The organism is Maribacter sp. X9, assembly GCF_048537565.1.
Classification (GTDB): Bacteria; Bacteroidota; Bacteroidia; order Flavobacteriales; family Flavobacteriaceae; genus Maribacter.
Window position 1 is genome coordinate 458,091 of record NZ_CP183215.1, and the last position, 18,485, is coordinate 476,575.

The following is an 18,485-nucleotide window of genomic DNA, read 5'->3' on the forward strand; positions in this document are numbered from 1 at the left end:
TATACCTTACCCTTTTCTAGAAAGTTTTCTGTTTGAAACAAGCTGTATACTTAAAATGCCTATTTCCGTTCCAAGCAATGTACCATATAGGAAATCATTTAGTCCATAAAAATAGTTTAACGCTAAACCAACAGAACCGAATACAAGACCTAATGGGAATACTATTTTTCTATCGAATTTCATATTCATTATATTTAAATAGGCTTATTTATCAAGATACTGACGGCATTACCGCCAAAACCTACGGCATTTACCATAATTTTTTTTACCTCTATTTCAGCGGAAAGGGAATCTAAATAAGGTACTGGAATCAACGTATTGAATTTCAACATTAAAATGGCCATTTCCAAGTTAAATATGCCCGATGGTGCAAACGTATGCCCCAACTTCCATTTATTGGTTGTCAAAAAAGGAATTTTGTCACCAAATACTCTTTGAATTGCATTAAATTCAGATTGATCTCCCTTTATGGTACCTGGGGCATGCATTACGATCACGTCAATTTCCGACGGATTACAATTGCCCATGGCCATTTTCATGGATTTTTGAAAACAAATGGCATTAGTTGAAATTGACGTATTATGTTCTAAAGGTTCTGTCGCATACCCTATACCCTCAATTACGGCCAAAGCATTTTCAACAACTCCCTTTTCCAAACAGGCAACCGAGGCTCCTTCTCCCAAAACCATACTATTCTGATTCTTCGTCAGGTTTAAGGCCTGACAAGGATAACGTCGGCCACTCTTAACCTCATCTGCCTCATTCGGTTTCGCATAAATCTTCAAAGCCTTCATTTGGGAAATAGTAAAATCAGTCAAAGGAGCTTCACTTCCACCCACCAAAAACTTATCTGCCATACCACTATTGATCCAAGCAATACCATTTAAGACAGAATGCAATCCTGTTGAACAAGTGATAGAATGTGAAATTTCAGGGCCGGCGCTTCCTAAATCATGCGAAACCCATGAAGAAATATTGCCTAAAGTAGTTGTTGGAGAACTTAAAGCTGATACCAAGCCTGTTTCCAAATAGTCTTTATGATATTGCTCGAATAACGCTGTAGCGCCTCTTGAAGAGCCTATATTGATGCCAAAATCCTCATTATTTTCCCAACCTGAATTGTGCAAAGCTATTCGTGAGGCTGCCATGGCATAAAGAACGCTATTATCCAGTTTACCATATTTAACATCTAATCTACGAAGTTGATCAACACGTAATTTTCCTGACTCTGATAAGGGAGCAATCCAATTTTTAACACCATTACACTCTTTCTGAGTAAAACAGTGCTCCTCATTTTTATAAGACTCCCAGATTTCTTCCATGGAACTCCCTAAGGGAGAAATAGAAGCTATTGCAGTTATCGATATTCTTTCTTTCAAAATAAATTCTAAATAGTTTCCAACACTTCTGATATTGTGTCGTAAATTTTGTGTAGTTGGTTATTGGTAATCACAAAAGGGGGAAGCACATAAATCGTATTCCCCAAAGGCCTTAACAAAACGCCCCTTTCTATAAAAAACTTATATAGAATATCCCGTAGATTACCATAACGTTCCGTTTTAATATTTAAATCAATGGCGAGGATTACGCCTAGGGACCGAACCTCGGTAATCTTTTCGTGATTTTCCATTAAGACCGCAAAGTTCTTATGTGCTTGTTCTATATACCTTCTTCGCTCTAAAATTTCGGGGGAATTTAACAGGTCAATACCTGCTATAGCTGCTGCGCAACCCATGGGATGGGCACTAAAGGTATGGGAATGGAAAAAGCCCTTTTCAACATCATCACTCAAAAAGCGATCAAAAACAGTCTGGGAGCAGCTGGTGATACTCAGCGGAAACATTCCTGCGGTAAGTGCTTTACTCAAACAAATAATATCCGGCTCGTGAACTAGATGCTCAGAAGCGAAATTCTTTCCAGTTTTGCCAAAGCCGGTCATAACCTCATCTGCAATACACAGAATATCATTTTCCTGACATATTTTTATAAGAGTATCCAATCCTTTAGCGGAATGGAATTTCATACCTGCCGCACCTTGTACCAAGGGTTCAAAAATGAATGCGGCACATTCATTTTTCCTAATAATCCACAATAATTTATCCTTTACTTCTTTTAAATTATCTTCTTGCGGGGTAGGAATACGCACGACTTTCAATAAAAAATCTTCGAAAGGACCATTGTAAGATGAGAGTCCCGATGCGCTCATGGCCCCGAAGGTATCTCCATGAAAACCGTCCTCGAATGCAATTAGCGTATCTCTTTTTTCCCCATTGTTATGATAATATTGCAATGCCATTTTAATGGCCGCCTCTATAGCCGTTGAACCATTATCGTTAAAAAATAGCTTTGCCTGTTTTTTTGGTAACAACCCCATCAACTTTTCAGAAAGTTCAATGGCTGGTTCATGGGTTAAACCACTGAACATAACAAAATCTAACTTACCCATTTGCCGCGTCATCGCAGTCATAATAAATTCATTGCAATGCCCATACATCACGGTATACCATGAAGCTATACCATCGATATATTCATTACCGTCCTCATCCCAGAGTAAGGCTCCCTTGGCACTAACGATTGCCAATGGGGTTTTTTTTAACTTATGTTGGGTGAGCGGATGCCAAAGGTATTTTTTATCGCGTGAAGCTAGATTTTCTATTGTCATGAAATTTATGGTTCATCATTTTATCTATCTTGCAAAGATCGGGAAATAAACCGCAACAAAAAGATGCCCCTTAAAAGAATCAAAAATCAAGAATAACCATATTACAGGCCTTATTATTTGCATCGGGCGTTTTATTGGTTGTAATTGCCACCATTGTTCCCTATTTTATAAACGGTCAGTCACTGATTTGGTGGGAATCTGTGGTTTTAGCTCCCTTGAAATATACCGAGGCGAGAAGGTACTCCACACTTAAAATGGCGCCTCTTTTTGTTCTAATTGGTCTTTTTTTATTTTATTCCCATAAAAGTAAAAGATTTGATTTCAACGATAAGTCAGTCCAAATTCTATTGATTGCCATCTGTGGCTTACTAGTTTCATTTATAAAAGGAGGCCGGATAAATGGACATTACCTCATTCAACTTCACCCCATGCTATTAGTGCTGTTAGCACTAGTAATCAACAGTCTTTTAAAACAGTATAAAATTAAAGTTCCAGTTTATACGGCATATATACTCTTGCTAATCCTTGCTGAAAGTTTTTTGGAATATGTGAATGTCTTGAGGAATAATGAACGAAATACCTTCTTTAACGGGGAAGGATTTTCCGTTCCCAAATACATTGAAAACAATAAGCTAGAGACCGAAAATATTTTATTTTTCGAATGCCACATCGGCTATTGGAATCTAGAGAAATTACCCCCGACCATCGCGGCCACTCACCCAAGTAATATTTGTAGGGATGAACTTTTTGCATTCTATGCGAATCCAAGAAAAAATTCTCTTGAAGAATTAAAATATATTATGGAGGAATTACAACCTAAAACCGTTGTTGTTAGAAACGGTAAACGAATCATGGATAAAAAGGAAATTGAAGAAAATGAATATATGGACGCTTATTCGACAGAACATTACCGAATGCTTGCAACCATTGAAAATGCAGGAATAATACAACGTTTAAAGTGATTGCAATATACCATCAAATTTATGGGCATATTTTTTAATTACTTCTTTATCGAACTTTTCTTCCTCATCAATACGTCCAATTAACGACACTCCCGTTTTATGAAGAATGATATTTTCAGTATGCGGGTTTTTGCTTCCACTGAACAAAACGGACACATCATATCCCTTTTTCTGTAACCAACTTATGGTCAATAGCGAATGGTTGATACTCCCTAAATAATGCCTAGAAACCACCACAACCTTATAATCGGGCATAATGATATCGAACATAGTATCCTCCTCGTTCAATGGAACTAGAATTCCCCCGGCACCTTCAATAATTAAATTATTATCGGTTTCAGGCTCGTTAATATGAAATCTATCGATGCGAACACCATCAATCTCAGCGGCGGCATGAGGACTCATGGCCGATTTTAATTCATAACTACTAGGATGAAATTTACTTCTATCATTAGAAATAAGACTTTTCACCTTATCAGCATCTGTATGATCCAAATCTCCACACTGTACCGGTTTCCAATAATCTGCCTTTAACGCTTCTGTGAAAATGGCAGAAGCGATAGTTTTTCCAACTTCCGTTGAAATTCCGGTTACAAAAATCTTTTGCATTATTATTTTACTTTGAATTCGTTATTATACCACAAGTTAGGCACTTATATTTTCTTTTCTCAAAAAATGGAAAAAGTTTATAAAAAATTCCCTTCCTGTTATAATATGGTTCTATTTTTTTTGCTTTACAGTTTGGACAAATGATGGAATTACCAAAATCATCTACAGCGTACGCCCTAATTTCATCATAAATTTCAATTGCCCGATCCCTATCGCTAGAATAAACCTGTAACTTTACGCCGCCTATTGCGTTACTGATCAAGGGATCTGAATTCAAAGTATTTTCATCCCTCAAAAAAACAGGGATTCCTTCAGATTCAAGTTTACCCTTTACTATTTGTACATCGGCTACATACTCAAATGAAGCAAGATGATAGAATTTAGACTCCATATACCTTCTAAAGATAGCTAGAAAGTAGCTTTATCAACAAACCTATTTCTTCTTTTGAATTATAACTATGTACACATATACGCAATCGCTCCTGCCCTTCAGGCACTGTAGGCGAAAGAATGGACTTAACGTTAAAACCTTTATCCATTAATTTCTTAGAAACAATTTTTACATTTTTAGCACCAGATATAACACAAGATTGAATGGCCGACTCACTAGCTAAAAAGCGATCATTCAGATGCTGGGCCGTGACTTGATTTTTTAAGAAGCTTATATTTTCTTCCAATCTTTCTTTAGCCTCTGTTCCCAATTCCTTAAAAAAGGTGTGGGCCGTAATTATTGTCGCCAAAGTATGAGGCGTTATTGCGGTGGTATAGATGAACGGTTTAGCAAAATTGACCAAATACTCCGTTAATTCAGGAGACCCTAAGATAGCGGCCCCATGACAACCAAAGGCTTTACCAAAAGTGACCGTTCTTGCGAAAATCACCTTTTCAAGACCCAGGTGCGCAACCAAACCTTCGCCGGATGTTCCTTTTAAACCTACCGCATGAGCTTCATCTACAATCAATCGATACCCATTTTGCTTTGAAAAGCTGACAAATTCTCTTAAATCTGGCGAGTCACCATCCATTGAAAATATACTTTCCGTCACTATGTAGATGTCCGAATCAACAGAACCATCATTTCTATTTAAATTTAAGTCGATCTTTTCCTTTAGACTTTTTAAATCATTATGCGAGAAACTATACGCCTTTGCATTACTCATGCGAATACCCTCTCGAATACTGGCATGAATGAACTCATCATAAAAAATAAAATCGCCCCGTTGGGGAACTGCACTAAAAAAACCCATATTGGCATCATAACCAGAATTGAAGACTAGGGCTGCATCTGCTTTATAAAAAGAAACCAATAAATTCTCAAGTTCACCATAAAACATATGATTACCCGATAACAAACGTGACCCCCCCGATCCATTTGAGGCCACTCCTTGATTCAACAACAATTGAAAAGTTTTAGAAAACAGGTTTTCGTTAGTGGCAAACCCTAAATAGTCATTGGAAAGAAAATCTATTAATCCGTTTGAAGAAGACAACTGCCTAAAAGTATCTTCCTTTTTACGATTTGTTATTAATTTGACAAGTTTTTTGGGAAATTGACTCATTCGACAAAAGTAAGTTTTATACGGATTCGGATCTTTAGTATTCCATAGAATAGATGAACACCAACTTAAATATTTATGAATTCATGCAAAAATCGATTTTTATACTATTGAAATTCAAATATTATCGGGCTTATTTTACGTATTTTAAAATTCTTTACCCTTAATTAAAATAAGAAAGGTAAAACGTAAGTATAGTGATACATTTGTTGATTTTTTTAATGAATTTTCCTACCTTAAAGTTCAGATTAAGGTTATAAAATATAATTTAGGTTGAATTCTGTCTATGATTTCAAATAAAATTGGAAATATTGAAAGATTACGATTGTTGAAATCTTATAATTTGATGGATTCTCCACCTCAAAAATTGTACGATGACATTTCGAAATATTCAGCCATAATCTGCAAGACCCCCATTAGTTTAATAACACTTTTGGATGATAAGAAACAGTTTTTACTTTCCCAACATGGAATTACCATTCCTGAACTACAGATAGAAGATTCTTTTTGCAAATATATTATAGAAGAGGAATTGGATGTCTTGGCCGTAGAAAACACCAAAGATGATAAACGCTTCAAAAAAAACGTCTTAGTACAAAATGAACCTTTCGTCTTATTTTACACAGGAGTTCCTTTAATAACCTCAGATGGGTTTTATTTGGGCGCTCTATGTGTAATGGATACCAAACCCCGAAAACTTACCGATTCACAATTAAAAATCCTCAAAACCTTAGCCCAACAATTAATTCAACTTTTCGAGTTACGAAAATCAAGGAAAATCCAGGAAGTAAAAAGGGAGGAAATAACGAACAAAAGTGCTCTCTTAAAAAATGTAATCAACTCCTCTAGAATAGGGACATGGGAATGGAACATTAATACCGATAGTCTCAAATTAAATGAGTCGGCAAAAAAAATTATCTGTGCAAATTCAGAATATCCTTCAAAATTAAATAGGAATGATTGGGAAAGTCATATCCATCCTGTCGATTTACCCATCGTTCTAAAAATACAACATGATTATTTTAACCATGCCATTGAATTATACGATATAGAGTATAGAATTAATACAGATGGCGGTAAATTAATTTGGGTACATGAGCGGGGTAAAATTATAGATTGGAACATCGATGGCAGCAAAATTATCATGTTGGGTACAATAACCGATATTACCAAGAAAGTAAATTATGATATTGAACTTGAAAGATTAAAAAACAATCAAGAAGCACTCATTAATGGAACCAATGACTTACTGTGGTCCATAACCCCGAACTACAAACTTATTATAGCCAATGCTACTTTTAAGAAGTTAATGAAAAAATATCTAGGCTTCAACATCCAACAAGGAGATCTGGTACTAGCAGAAAAGTTTGGAGAGGCAGATAATAGGGAATGGAAGTCATATTATGACAAGGCCTTGAAGGGAGAATCTTTTTCGGTTAAAAAAGAACTTAATAGGCTATCCCCCACCATTACCTATGGTATTATTTCGTTTAATCCCATATATGATGATGCAAAAAAAATAGTGGGTGCAGCCTGTTATTCCAAGGACATCACTTCTGAGGTCATGTCTCAGCGTGCCATAGTAAGCGCCAAGGAAGAAATGGAAAAAATCATGAATGCTTCCTTGGATATTATCTGCACCATAGATAGAGAAGGAAAATTTTTATCTGTTAGCAAAGCTTGTGAAAAAATATGGGGGTATAAATCGAAAGATTTAATCGGAAAAAACTATATAGAATTTGTTTATGAAAAGGACAGGGCCAAAACTCTTAAAACGGCTGAATCTATTGTAGCCGGTATAAAAAAGAATAATTTCGAAAATAGATACCTTCATAAGAATGGAAATTCGGTACCTATTCTATGGTCTGCAAACTGGGACAATGACGAGAAGGTAATGTATTGTGTGGCAAGGGATATTACAGAAAGAAAAAAGGCGGAGCTTCGGTTAAAACAAAGTGAGAGACGGTTTAAAACATTAGTACAAGAAGGTAACGAACTGATTTCCATACTTGATAAGGATGCATTTTACAAATACGTAAGCCCAACCTCTATTAAAATGCTTCAAATTAAGCCCGATGAGTTTATAGGCAAAAAGGCTTTTGACTTTATACATCCACAAGACAGAGAAACTGTTCGTAATCAGTTCGAAAAAATATTTTCACAACCACAAATTACCATTCAACCCTTTAGATTTAAGGATAATGACGGTAATTGGAAGTGGATGGAAACGATTGCCACCAACCAGATGAAAGAACCCTCCATTAATGGTATCGTTACCAATTGTAGGGATATTACAGACCGTATATTACATCTAAAGGCAATCGAGGAACAGAACAAGAAATTAAAAGAAATCGCATGGCATCAATCTCACATAGTTCGGGCTCCAGTGGCTCGTTTAATGGGGTTGGTCGAGCTATTAAAAGATGAGGTCACAACGAATAACCCCAAAACGGAGAAGATTCTAGATTATATTTTAAAATCAACAGAAGAAATTGACAACGTTATTCAAAATACAGTAGAAAACGCTATACCCAAAGATAAGATAACGAAGAACTTATGAGCCGTCAATTATTAGTAGTGGAAGATGATCCTATTTTCACCTTTTTACTTGAGAAGGCTATCACTTCGGCCAATCTTAAAGGTGACATAAATAAATTTTCTAATGGTCTTACTGCTATAGAATATTTGAAAATGGAATATCATCAACACGAAAAGTACATTATATTCCTTGACCTGAACATGTCCATAATGAATGGCTGGCAATTCATGGAAATTCTTAATGGGTTGGCAAATGAAGATAATTGCATGGTCTTTGTCGTGACTTCCTCTAAAAATCAAAGCGATCTTGATATCCTTAGAGAGAATCCCATGGTAGCAGATTTCATTACCAAACCAATAACCGAACCTATTATCCAGGAAATAAAGGTAATGATAGAAACTAGATTTGATAAATAGGTATGAGTAATTCTTGCGGATAAATAAATGTTGCCCTTTACATAGATGAAAAAGCTTGACTATCTTAGCTAAAAATCATACTATGCGTTTCTTTTTACCCTTGCTCTTTTTTGCTTTTAAAGCAAGCCTTTTAACTGCCCAAGCCAACACCTATACTATTTCTTTTGAAAATGCCGTACATCACGAAGCGGTTATTACGGGATCGTTCCCTGCAATTTCTTCTGATACATTGTCATTACGAATGAGCAGAACTTCCCCTGGCCGCTATGCCCTACATGAATTCGCAAAAAATGTTTATGATCTTTTAGCTACGGACAGCAAAGGCAATTCATTGAACGTAACAAGACCCAATCCTTATGAATGGAAGGTTACCGGACATGATGGCACGGTCAACATCAGGTATACCTTATTTGCTAACAGGGGTGATGGCACCTATTCTCAAGTGGATGAAACGCACGCACATCTAAATATTCCGGCAACTTTTATGTACGCCCCTTCTTTGAAGAATCGAGAAATAAAGGTCGATTTCAAGGTACGGGAAGATTTAGATTGGAAAGTAGCCACCCAATTGCCTTTAGTATCAGAAACTACATACTCAGCTCCCAACTTGTATTATTTTATGGACAGTCCAACTGAAATCAGTAACTACAAATCAAGGGAGTTTGAAGTAAATGGGCAGACCGTTAAATTAGCTTTACACGACCCAGGAACCGAAGAAGAAGCTGACACCTATTTTGAAAAAGTAAAAAAAGTCGTTCTTGCTGAAGAAAAAGTCTTTGGAGAACTTCCCGCTTTCGACTATGGCAATTATACGTTCTTGGCCTGTTATGTGCCCAATGCATCCGGAGACGGAATGGAACATCGCAATTCTACCATTTTAACCAGCACTAGAACCTTGGCCAATGGGGGCATGGAAGGAAATATTGGCACGGTTTCCCACGAGTTTTTTCATAGTTGGAATGTTGAACGTATCCGTCCTAAAACCTTGGAACCCTTTAATTTTGAAGAAACGAATATGAGCGGAGCCCTTTGGTTCGCCGAAGGTTTCACTAGTTATTACACCAACCTTTTTCTTTGCAGAGCCGGATTAATTTCTTCGGAAGCATATATAGAAGGTCTAAGTGGCACATTTAATTATGTGTGGAACTCGCCTGCTCGAAAATTTTTCAACCCCATAGAAATGAGTTTTCAGGCACCATTTGTTGATGCAGCAACCTCAGTGGATCCTTTAAATAGAGAGAATACTTTTATTTCCTATTATTCTTACGGTAGTGTTCTTGGTCTGGCCCTCGATTTATCATTGCGTGAAAAGGGATTAAATTTAGATGATTTTATGAGAGAGGTATGGAACACTTATGGTAAAACGGAAATACCTTACTCCATTGAAAACTTACACACCTCATTAAACGAATATGCAGGTAAAACATTTGGTGACACCTTCTTCAACAAGTTCATCTATAAAAGCGGTATTCCCAATTATAACGACCTATTAAAAACCGTTGGCGTAAGTTTATTACAAGATAAAGACTCCGCTTATTTTGGGGCCGCCGTGTCCATTACAGATGATTTAAACGGAAAGATTCGAAGTAATACCAAAATAGGAACCCCGGCTTACGAAGCAGGCTTAGACAAAGACGACATCATTATATCGATCAACGATAAACCTTTCCCGAACGGGATACAATTTGATACATTCATAAAACTAAACTTTAAGCCGGGTGATACAATAACAGTCACGTTTGAGCGCGATGGCACTGAAAAAGCAACTAAGGTCGTACTTGGTTCAGATCCAAGTTATACGATTAGTTTGCAAGAAAAAAAAGAAGCCAAACCTTCTAAGAAAATTATGAAAGCTAGAAAAGAATGGTTAAAAGCGGAATAATGGATTTAAAATTTACCACTACCACCACGAGTGATGAATTGTTACAGATACTCACCCTTCAACAAATGAACTTAAAGTCGGCGATATCTGAACTTGAAATGGCTAATGAAGGTTTTGTAACCGTTGAGCATGACTATAAATTACTAAAACGCATGAATGATGTTTGTCCGCACATTCTAGCGAAGGATGGAGATAAAGTAGTTGGATACGCTCTTAGCATGGACCCTAGCTTTGGTCAAGAAATTTTGGTGTTACAGCCCATGTTCGATGAACTTAAAAAAAGAAACATTATAGATTTTTTGGCCATGGGGCAAATCTGCGTAGCCAAAACCCATAGAAAACAAGGAATTTTTAGGGGATTATACGAAGAAATGAAAAAGAATTCCTTTCCTAAATATGAATATATAATCACCGAAGTAGATGCGACCAATAGTCGTTCTTTGGGGGCCCATTTAGCTATTGGTTTTGATAAAATATGTACCTATCATTCACTAGGGCAAGATTGGGAATTGATTTCTTTAAAGACACATTAATCATTTTACTTTGATTTTTATTATCGTTTTTCAATAATTTTTATATATTTGTTATTGTTAAACAATAATTTTATTTATTATGAAAAGGTTTGGTCTTAAATCATTTGCCTCGGTTGCCTATTGTTTATTTAGAATAATATCAATCGGATTACTACTATTGGTTCTATACATCAATTATGGATTTTTAACCGGCATTTTCCAACATAGTGAGGGTCGATACAAGATGGACATTCCTTTTACAGGAACTTTTATTCATGGTGACTATCAATTCAATGTGATTCTAACGATCACAATATATTTATTTTTCAGTGTTTGCTTCTTTTATATAATTTCTAATATTTTTAAGGCTTTGAAAGAAGAATCGATTTTTAATAAAAAAGCAATATTTAATCTTCAAATTTTCACTGTCCTTAACTTAATTATAGGTCCAATTTTGTATGTTCTCATTCATTTTCCAATTATGAACAAAACTGATTTCCGAGATATCCATAACCTAATTCTACATTTGATCTTTGGGGTAGTGGCTCTTTTTATTTCAACTATTGTCAAGAAAGGATATCAATTACAGAATGAAAACGACTTAACCATATAAGCATGAGTATCGTCGTAAATCTAGACATTGTTTTATCGGAAAGAAACCTAAAGAGTAAAGAACTTGCTGAAATAATCGGTATTACCGAGGCTAACTTATCTATCTTAAAATCGGGTAAGGCGAAAGCAATTCGCTTTTCTACCTTAGAGGCCATTTGCAAGGCATTAGACTGCCAACCTGCCGATATTTTAGAATATCAACCTGAATAAAAAAAGCCACACATTAATGTATGGCTTTTTTTATTCTTAAAATAATCTTCTCGTTAATCTGCCAGAACAATAATTTTATTATCCTTTAACTCGACCGTACCGCTGCTAATCGGCAAAACGGTATTCCCGTTTTCATCTTTAGTGAACTTATCGGCGTGCTCCTTTTCTAACGTCACATTCCCCACAAACTTCACTTTACCTTCCTGTAATAACGATACAATAGGAGCGTGGTCTTTCAACATTTGAAACTCACCGTGGACACCGGGGACGGTTACCGAAGTAACTTCTCCTGCAAATAGGGTTGCCTCTGGCGATACTATTTCTAAATACATACTTCTTATAGTATTAAGTAGTTAGTAAAGAGTAATAAGTATTTTATACTCATTACTTTGTACTATTTACTAATTTAGGCTTCTGCCAACATTTTTTCTCCTGCTTCGATAGCTTCCTCAATGGTTCCTTTTAAGTTAAAGGCAGATTCTGGTAAGTGATCCAATTCACCATCCATAATCATATTAAATCCTTTAATGGTTTCTTTAATATCCACCAAAACCCCTGGGATACCTGTAAACTGCTCTGCTACGTGGAAAGGTTGAGAAAGGAAACGTTGTACACGTCTAGCTCTACCCACAGCCAATTTATCTTCTTCTGATAATTCTTCCATCCCTAAGATCGCGATAATATCCTGAAGTTCTTTATAGCGTTGCAATAACTCTTTAACTCTTTGCGCACATGCATAATGATCTTTACCTAAAATATCAGCGGTCAAAATTCTTGAAGTTGAATCCAAAGGATCCACTGCTGGGTAAATTCCTAACTCGGCAATTTTACGCGACAATACGGTTGTTGCATCTAAGTGGGCGAACGTCGTTGCCGGAGCTGGATCCGTTAAATCATCCGCAGGAACGTAAACCGCCTGTACAGAAGTAATAGACCCTCTTTTTGTTGATGTAATACGCTCTTGCATGGCGCCCATCTCAGTTGCCAAAGTTGGTTGATATCCTACCGCAGAAGGCATACGCCCCAAAAGTGCCGATACTTCTGACCCTGCTTGCGTAAAACGGAAAATATTATCTACGAAGAAAAGAACATCTTTACCTTGGCCTTCACCAGCTCCATCCCGGAAATATTCTGCAATTGTCAAACCTGATAGGGCCACCCGTGCGCGTGCTCCCGGCGGTTCGTTCATTTGTCCAAAAACGAAAGTTGCTTTTGAATCTTTCATTGCTTTTTTATCCACTTTGGATAAATCCCAACCACCTTCTTCCATAGAATGCATAAATGCATCTCCATATTTTATAATACCAGATTCCAACATCTCACGAAGCAAATCGTTTCCCTCACGTGTTCTTTCACCTACACCGGCAAAAACAGAAAGACCACCATGCCCTTTCGCAATATTATTGATCAACTCTTGAATCAATACGGTTTTACCAACACCGGCACCACCGAACAACCCAATTTTACCACCTTTTGCATAAGGCTCGATCAAATCGATTACTTTGATACCTGTAAATAAAACTTCTGTTGAAGTAGAAAGGTCTTCAAATTTAGGAGCTTCCCTGTGAATAGGCAACCCGTCTTTTCCTGCTTTGGGTAAATTACCCAATCCATCGATCGCATCACCGATTACATTGAACAAACGACCATAAACGTCATCACCGACAGGCATTTGAATCGCACTTCCTGTAGCAACCACTTCCACACCTCTACTAAGACCATCGGTAGAATCCATTGAAATAGTTCTTACCGTATTTTCGCCTACATGTGACTGTACCTCCAAAACCAATATAGAATTATCTTTATTGGTGATTTCCAAAGAATCATAGATTTTAGGAAGGTCAGCTCCTGATTGAAATTCTACATCAACCACTGGCCCAATGATTTGCGAAACTTTACCTGTAACTTTTGACATTACTTATATGTTTATGTATTACGTTTAATATAACCTTAAAAATGCTCTCATTTTCAGGCTGCAAAGATATAGTATTCAATTTTAAACAAAAATTGTTTTTTTGGTTTTTTACAAAAGTAAAAAGGTGCTTAAACAGCACCTTTTATAGCATGAATTTTCACCCTTACCTACTGAAGCGTTGGTGAGAAATTTGTTGGATAGTCTCCGAGGTTCAATAAGTTACCGGATGCCTCAAAATTCGATCCATACGTGGCATCGATAGCTTTCATGAATTCATTGGTGATTAATGCATAGCCTCTGGAAGTTGGATGGATACCGTCTAGAGAAAAGCCACCACCGGTAACCAAATTAGAGGTTAAGGTAAACTGCCCACTTGTAATGCCGCCATTCGCCAATTTTTTCAATAAACTATTAGCATCGACAAAAGCTAGGCCAGCTTGATTGGCCGCTGCTTCTATTATTTGATTAAATGCCGCGGTTGCCATAGCGATTTCTTCTTGCTCGCTAGGTAATAACACCCATTTATCGGCAAGTGGAAGTGTAATCCCTTCCACTGAAAACTGTCCGGCCAATTGTTGTGGCAGTCCCGCATTCATAAGGGCTGTAACGGAATCAAGATTAACATTCCCAATTATACTTGCGCTAGACAATACAAATAAATCCTGAGGTGTAGCTTCACGTGTTTGTCCGTAGGTATTTCCCAATAAGGTGGCCACTAAGGGTGCCGCCTGGGCCGGAAGTCCAAAAGACTGGACAAAAGCAGGAAACGTCGGACTTGCATTTAAAACACCCGTAATTTGCGCGGATATATCAGTAAGGGTTTCATCTTTTATAACTACCTCACTAGCTGCAGTTGTAGAAAATTCAATGGAACGTTCTGGGACCCCTAAAAAGGCGTATACCTGATTCAATTGACCAAAAATTCCATTTAGGGTCTCAATTTGCGGTCCAAAATCAGGATTAGTGGGATCTAAAGGATTATATGGCACCGTTGTGAAGTGTGGAATATCTACTACATTCGGTATGTTCACAACAACGCCCTGAGCTCCACCTGAAGTCAAAGTTGCTATCAAAGCTCCGTAAGTACCATCAAAACCAACACCAGGAGCTCCGTTTACCGGGGTTATCGGATTGGTGCCGTCACCACCCGTAGTAGCATATCCCAATACGTCATTGTTTCCTATCCAAAGGGAAAAGAAAGTAGGTGCTTGAGCCATTACATCTGTAATTACGGTTGTTGATGGACTTGAAGCCATTCTTACAAAATACGGATTTGCAAGTCCGGCTTGTACATTTGCTACATTTCCATAGCCAGGTGCCAATAAATGAAAGCTTTTCGCACCAGGAACCCCCATATTGTTAAATGGCCCTGTAGGATTGTTCAAAACAATATCCGTCGTCACGGTAACCGTAGTGTTCAAAGCGGTCTCTAAAGGAACTGGACCAGCAGCACCAAAAACCAAACGCGGTCCTTGAATTCGGGTTCCGGCTAGGGCAAGTCCACCAATATTATCATTGGTCAAAGGCTGTGTAAAACTACCCCCGCCGACCAAACTGAATTTTTGGGATAAAAGATTCGGTATCGATAAGTTTTGACTCGCTTTGAATAAAGCCCCATCTGTAAAACCGGCTGTCAAAGAGTTTCCGACCGAAACATAAGTGGAGAAATCTGCCGACCCGGCCGTTAGTTCGGCTTTTTCCTCAACCACGACTTCTTTTGTAAAGTCAACATCTTCAGGATCATTACAAGCTGTAAATGCGATACATCCGAGAGAAATATATATGTATTTTAAATTTTTCATTTCAACCTTAATTTAATTAGTTGTTAATAGTCCAAGATAGGTAGTACATAGAACCAATAAAACCTGTTCCAAAGGCCGTAAAATATTCCTTACCGGTCAAGTTGGTACCTCCCAATTTGAAAGAAGATTTTATACTGGGCACATCGTAATTTATTTGGGCATCAACCACGTGGAATTCAGGTACAACTCCATTTCCAAATGTCGCCTCCCAGAAATAATCATCGCTGAACCTATAGGAAACATTGAAACCAAAATTGTTGAACAATTGTGTGTTTCCAAAAGAAGCTTTGAATTTGTGCTCGGGCGTGTTGAAATTCAACATCACATCAGGATTTGCTTCCCTGTCAAAATCAAGTTTTGTAAAGGTGTAACTACCCTCCAAATCATAATTTCCGAGCACTTTCATGCTCAGCCCCAACGATGCCCCATATGAATTAACATCGGCATCTGTATTCGTGTAGGCACTATAGGCTTGGTAATCTCCATTGGCAATCGACGCAACGGACAAGGATCCATCTCCAACAGTACCGTAATAAGGCGCAACAACTACTTCTTGAGAAATGAAATCTTTATAGCTGTTATAATACGTACTGAAATCAATGACCAACTTTTTTACCTTACCCCTGTACCCTATTTCAAAAGATGTTACTTTTTCTGGATTAATTATATCGGGATTTGCTATTTCTAAATCCGCTGGATTCCCTGTAACCCCTAAACGTTGTACGGAAGCAGCCGAATACGAATTGTTGTAGGCAGCAGCTCCAGTTTGCGTTATCGTCGCCGGCTGACCCAACCCTTGTCCCCCACCACTTACGGTATAGTCTCTAGAGTATCGGTTTAAATTATCTGGTGCCGAACCAACTAATATAGCCCTACCGGCATCAAGCCCAATAAATAAATCTTGAGTGGTAGGGTTTCTAAATCCTGTTTGGGCGGATGCTCTAATATTATGATTTCTATTAAGCGTTAGTCCTGCTGACAATCTTGGAGAATAAAATCCATCGAAAAATTCTGATTTATCATAGCGCATAGACCCGGTCAATTTCAAGCTTTTCTCACCTTCAAAAGGAAGTGTCTTTTGAATTTGTGAATAGACCCCAAACTCATGGTAATGAATGGGCCCATCAAAATCGGTATAAATTGTTCCTGAAGAATTCAGACTATACTCCCTAAAAGAACCCCCAACCTGAATTTCCGCCCAATCGATTAAATGACTAAAATTGTAATTGGCGTCTGAGTGGTAATATTTTGAGGCATCCTGAAATTTTGATCCAGTGGCCAAATTAGGATCATTGACACTTTTATTGAACGCTGCCTTAAATTCTGGCGTTCCGGGCAAAAATCGACCTGATTCAGCTTGAGCTCTAGCTGCAGCATGCGCTTGTTCGTCTGTAGCTCCGGCCAAAGTGGCCTGAACATAAGTTCCCGTATATTGTCCAAACCAAGTGCTGTCATCTTTCCATGCTCGGTTAATATTGATCCCTGTAAAAACCATATCATAAGACTTACCTGCTTTATCCGCCACCACGTAACCACGCACGAAGAAATTATCATTTCTAAGCTCAATCTTATGCTGTTCTTGAAAGAATCCTCTGATGTTGTACCTGTTCGTACCTTGATAAATAGTATTACCCGTACCCACTTTACCAACATAAGATAACTCCAAACTATTACCTTCTACAGGTCTATAGTACAAACCCCAATCTGCTTTAATACTCTCGGCATTATAATTTGTAAGATCGCGCTCGTTATACCCTGTTCTACTTACTTCCTGTGAAGGAACCAAAGCGTTGGCACCTGCTGGCAAGATACCTAAACCCTCTAATGTAACGGCCACATCCTTTATGTCGGCAGACACTTCATCACCATATACGTTTATACCGTCATAATTAAGGTCAGCCCTGGTTCGGGTAGGATCAAACTTATCAACTTCACTAGTGGCAGCCCAATCTGTACCTTTTAAATAACCAAAGTTGACTTTACCAGCAAATTTCTCACTGAATTTATGAGCTGCTCTTATTCCAAAATCGGTATATGCGTTCGTTCCGGCTGCTTCTTGGGAAGTCACACCTCTTTTGATAGAAACACTGATTCCCTCATAGTCGAAGGGATTTTTACTGCGCATGAATAAAATACCGTTGAAGGCATTGGCCCCGTAAAGTGCGGAAGAAGCACCTGGCAATAATTCAACACTCAAAACATCGGTTTCGATCATACCTACCAAATTTCCGATAGGAAAGTTTAATGCAGGTGTTGAATTGTCCATACCATCAACCAATTGCATGAAACGCGTATTGGCAAAAGAAGCAAAACCTCTTGTATTTACAGATTTAAAAGTTAAACTGTTGGTATTTATATCTACCCCCTTTAAATTTTCCAATCCACTATAAAAGTCCGCAGCAGTAGTATTCTTGATTTCTGAAAGGCCAATTCTTTCTACCGTAACAGGAGATTCGAAAATACGTTCGGGAGTTCTTGAAGCTGATATTACAACCTCGTCCAAAAATGTTTGGGATTCATTTAAAACAACCGAAATCGTTTGATTGGCGCTAGTTATATTTTCCGTTGCACTAGAATATCCAATACTGGAAATTTCCAATTTAAACGGTGGAACTTCAGATGTCGCAAGTGTAAAATTACCATCAAAATCCGTTACGGTCCCAATAGTTTTGCCAACAATAACAATATTGGCCCCAGGGATAGGATCGTTGTTTTGATCAACAACATTACCACTAATAGTGGTTTGGGAAAACCCAATAGTCCCAATAGCCATTAAAGCTAGAAGTAGTATTGCTCTCATTCTTAATA

17 protein-coding genes are annotated in these 18,485 nt (G+C 37.7%); 7 read left to right on the forward strand and 10 right to left on the reverse strand.

The window, feature by feature from the left end:
• Positions 1-6: 6 nt before the first annotated feature.
• The 3 genes from ACNR9Q_RS01900 to bioA are packed head-to-tail and all read right to left on the reverse strand — an operon-like array spanning position 7 to position 2,662.
• Positions 7-183, reverse strand: coding sequence for a hypothetical protein (locus ACNR9Q_RS01900; protein WP_419212895.1), 177 nt, complete (start codon positions 181-183; stop codon positions 7-9).
• 11 nt (positions 184-194) lie between these two features.
• Complete coding sequence (locus tag ACNR9Q_RS01905) at positions 195-1,379, reverse strand: beta-ketoacyl synthase N-terminal-like domain-containing protein (RefSeq protein WP_419212896.1); 1,185 nt, start codon at positions 1,377-1,379, stop codon at positions 195-197.
• A gap of 8 nt (positions 1,380-1,387) precedes the next feature.
• On the reverse strand, positions 1,388-2,662 hold the full coding sequence (gene bioA / locus ACNR9Q_RS01910; protein ID WP_419212897.1) for an adenosylmethionine--8-amino-7-oxononanoate transaminase: 1,275 nt from the start codon (positions 2,660-2,662) through the stop codon (positions 1,388-1,390).
• Between the two features lie 134 nt (positions 2,663-2,796).
• Between bioA and ACNR9Q_RS01915 the strand changes: the two genes are divergently transcribed.
• A complete protein-coding gene (locus ACNR9Q_RS01915) occupies positions 2,797-3,624 on the forward strand; it encodes a hypothetical protein (protein ID WP_419212898.1) in 828 nt (275 codons plus the stop codon).
• Here the strand turns inward: ACNR9Q_RS01915 and bioD are convergent.
• The 3 genes from bioD to ACNR9Q_RS01930 are packed head-to-tail and all read right to left on the reverse strand — an operon-like array spanning position 3,616 to position 5,792.
• Positions 3,616-4,233 (reverse strand): dethiobiotin synthase, encoded by a 618-nt coding sequence (gene bioD / locus ACNR9Q_RS01920; protein WP_419212900.1) that lies wholly within the window; start codon positions 4,231-4,233, stop codon positions 3,616-3,618. The genes ACNR9Q_RS01915 and bioD overlap by 9 nt on opposite strands.
• 7 nt (positions 4,234-4,240) lie before the next feature.
• Complete coding sequence (locus tag ACNR9Q_RS01925; RefSeq protein ID WP_419212901.1) at positions 4,241-4,624, reverse strand: DUF2007 domain-containing protein; 384 nt, start codon at positions 4,622-4,624, stop codon at positions 4,241-4,243.
• A 7-nt stretch (positions 4,625-4,631) separates the two neighbouring features.
• Complete coding sequence (locus ACNR9Q_RS01930; RefSeq protein WP_419212902.1) at positions 4,632-5,792, reverse strand: aminotransferase class I/II-fold pyridoxal phosphate-dependent enzyme; 1,161 nt, start codon at positions 5,790-5,792, stop codon at positions 4,632-4,634.
• A 283-nt stretch (positions 5,793-6,075) separates the two neighbouring features.
• Here ACNR9Q_RS01930 and ACNR9Q_RS01935 point away from each other — a divergent pair, with 283 nt between their 5' ends.
• The 6 genes from ACNR9Q_RS01935 (at position 6,076) to ACNR9Q_RS01960 (ending at position 11,960) form a co-directional block, all read left to right on the forward strand.
• Complete coding sequence (locus ACNR9Q_RS01935) at positions 6,076-8,349, forward strand: PAS domain S-box protein (RefSeq protein WP_419212903.1); 2,274 nt, start codon at positions 6,076-6,078, stop codon at positions 8,347-8,349.
• Positions 8,346-8,744, forward strand: coding sequence for a response regulator (locus ACNR9Q_RS01940; RefSeq protein WP_419212904.1), 399 nt, complete (start codon positions 8,346-8,348; stop codon positions 8,742-8,744). Before ACNR9Q_RS01935 ends, ACNR9Q_RS01940 begins: the two co-directional genes overlap by 4 nt.
• 82 nt (positions 8,745-8,826) lie before the next feature.
• Positions 8,827-10,626, forward strand: coding sequence for a M61 family metallopeptidase (locus tag ACNR9Q_RS01945; protein WP_419212905.1), 1,800 nt, complete (start codon positions 8,827-8,829; stop codon positions 10,624-10,626).
• Positions 10,626-11,159, forward strand: coding sequence for an N-acetyltransferase family protein (locus tag ACNR9Q_RS01950; RefSeq protein WP_419212906.1), 534 nt, complete (start codon positions 10,626-10,628; stop codon positions 11,157-11,159). Before ACNR9Q_RS01945 ends, ACNR9Q_RS01950 begins: the two co-directional genes overlap by 1 nt.
• Positions 11,160-11,382: 223 nt before the next feature.
• The gene (locus ACNR9Q_RS01955) at positions 11,383-11,751 is read left to right on the forward strand and encodes a DUF2975 domain-containing protein (RefSeq protein ID WP_419214235.1); all 369 of its coding nucleotides are present in this window, start codon (positions 11,383-11,385) and stop codon (positions 11,749-11,751) included.
• Positions 11,752-11,753: 2 nt separating this feature from the next.
• Entirely contained in the window at positions 11,754-11,960 is a 207-nt protein-coding gene (locus ACNR9Q_RS01960) for a helix-turn-helix domain-containing protein (RefSeq protein ID WP_419212907.1), read from the forward strand.
• 53 nt (positions 11,961-12,013) lie between these two features.
• Here the strand turns inward: ACNR9Q_RS01960 and ACNR9Q_RS01965 are convergent, their stop codons facing one another.
• From ACNR9Q_RS01965 to ACNR9Q_RS01980, 4 genes are all read right to left on the reverse strand, one after another.
• Entirely contained in the window at positions 12,014-12,292 is a 279-nt protein-coding gene (locus ACNR9Q_RS01965; RefSeq protein WP_419212908.1) for a F0F1 ATP synthase subunit epsilon, read from the reverse strand.
• A gap of 74 nt (positions 12,293-12,366) precedes the next feature.
• On the reverse strand, positions 12,367-13,875 hold the full coding sequence (gene atpD, locus ACNR9Q_RS01970; protein WP_419212909.1) for a F0F1 ATP synthase subunit beta: 1,509 nt from the start codon (positions 13,873-13,875) through the stop codon (positions 12,367-12,369).
• A 167-nt stretch (positions 13,876-14,042) separates the two neighbouring features.
• Complete coding sequence (locus ACNR9Q_RS01975; RefSeq protein WP_419212910.1) at positions 14,043-15,677, reverse strand: G-D-S-L family lipolytic protein; 1,635 nt, start codon at positions 15,675-15,677, stop codon at positions 14,043-14,045.
• Positions 15,678-15,693: 16 nt separating this feature from the next.
• Positions 15,694-18,477 carry a TonB-dependent receptor gene (locus ACNR9Q_RS01980; protein WP_419212911.1) on the reverse strand — a complete coding sequence of 928 codons (2,784 nt, stop codon included), beginning with the start codon at positions 18,475-18,477 and terminating at the stop codon, positions 15,694-15,696.
• Positions 18,478-18,485: the final 8 nt, after the last annotated feature.

Bases quoted from the DNA above. Each gene is read 5' to 3' on its own strand.
- ACNR9Q_RS01975 (WP_419212910.1), bottom strand. From the start codon at position 15,677: ATGAAAAATTTAAAATACATATATATTTCTCTCGGATGTATCGCATTT.
- ACNR9Q_RS01950 (WP_419212906.1), top strand. From the start codon at position 10,626: ATGGATTTAAAATTTACCACTACCACCACGAGTGATGAATTGTTACAG.
- bioD (WP_419212900.1), bottom strand. From the start codon at position 4,233: ATGCAAAAGATTTTTGTAACCGGAATTTCAACGGAAGTTGGAAAAACT.
- bioA (WP_419212897.1), bottom strand. From the start codon at position 2,662: ATGACAATAGAAAATCTAGCTTCACGCGATAAAAAATACCTTTGGCAT.
- ACNR9Q_RS01965 (WP_419212908.1), bottom strand. From the start codon at position 12,292: ATGTATTTAGAAATAGTATCGCCAGAGGCAACCCTATTTGCAGGAGAA.
- ACNR9Q_RS01945 (WP_419212905.1), top strand. From the start codon at position 8,827: ATGCGTTTCTTTTTACCCTTGCTCTTTTTTGCTTTTAAAGCAAGCCTT.
- atpD (WP_419212909.1), bottom strand. From the start codon at position 13,875: ATGTCAAAAGTTACAGGTAAAGTTTCGCAAATCATTGGGCCAGTGGTT.
- ACNR9Q_RS01925 (WP_419212901.1), bottom strand. From the start codon at position 4,624: ATGGAGTCTAAATTCTATCATCTTGCTTCATTTGAGTATGTAGCCGAT.
- ACNR9Q_RS01955 (WP_419214235.1), top strand. From the start codon at position 11,383: ATGGACATTCCTTTTACAGGAACTTTTATTCATGGTGACTATCAATTC.
- ACNR9Q_RS01940 (WP_419212904.1), top strand. From the start codon at position 8,346: ATGAGCCGTCAATTATTAGTAGTGGAAGATGATCCTATTTTCACCTTT.
- ACNR9Q_RS01900 (WP_419212895.1), bottom strand. From the start codon at position 183: ATGAAATTCGATAGAAAAATAGTATTCCCATTAGGTCTTGTATTCGGT.
- ACNR9Q_RS01980 (WP_419212911.1), bottom strand. From the start codon at position 18,477: ATGAGAGCAATACTACTTCTAGCTTTAATGGCTATTGGGACTATTGGG.
- ACNR9Q_RS01935 (WP_419212903.1), top strand. From the start codon at position 6,076: ATGATTTCAAATAAAATTGGAAATATTGAAAGATTACGATTGTTGAAA.
- ACNR9Q_RS01930 (WP_419212902.1), bottom strand. From the start codon at position 5,792: ATGAGTCAATTTCCCAAAAAACTTGTCAAATTAATAACAAATCGTAAA.
- ACNR9Q_RS01960 (WP_419212907.1), top strand. From the start codon at position 11,754: ATGAGTATCGTCGTAAATCTAGACATTGTTTTATCGGAAAGAAACCTA.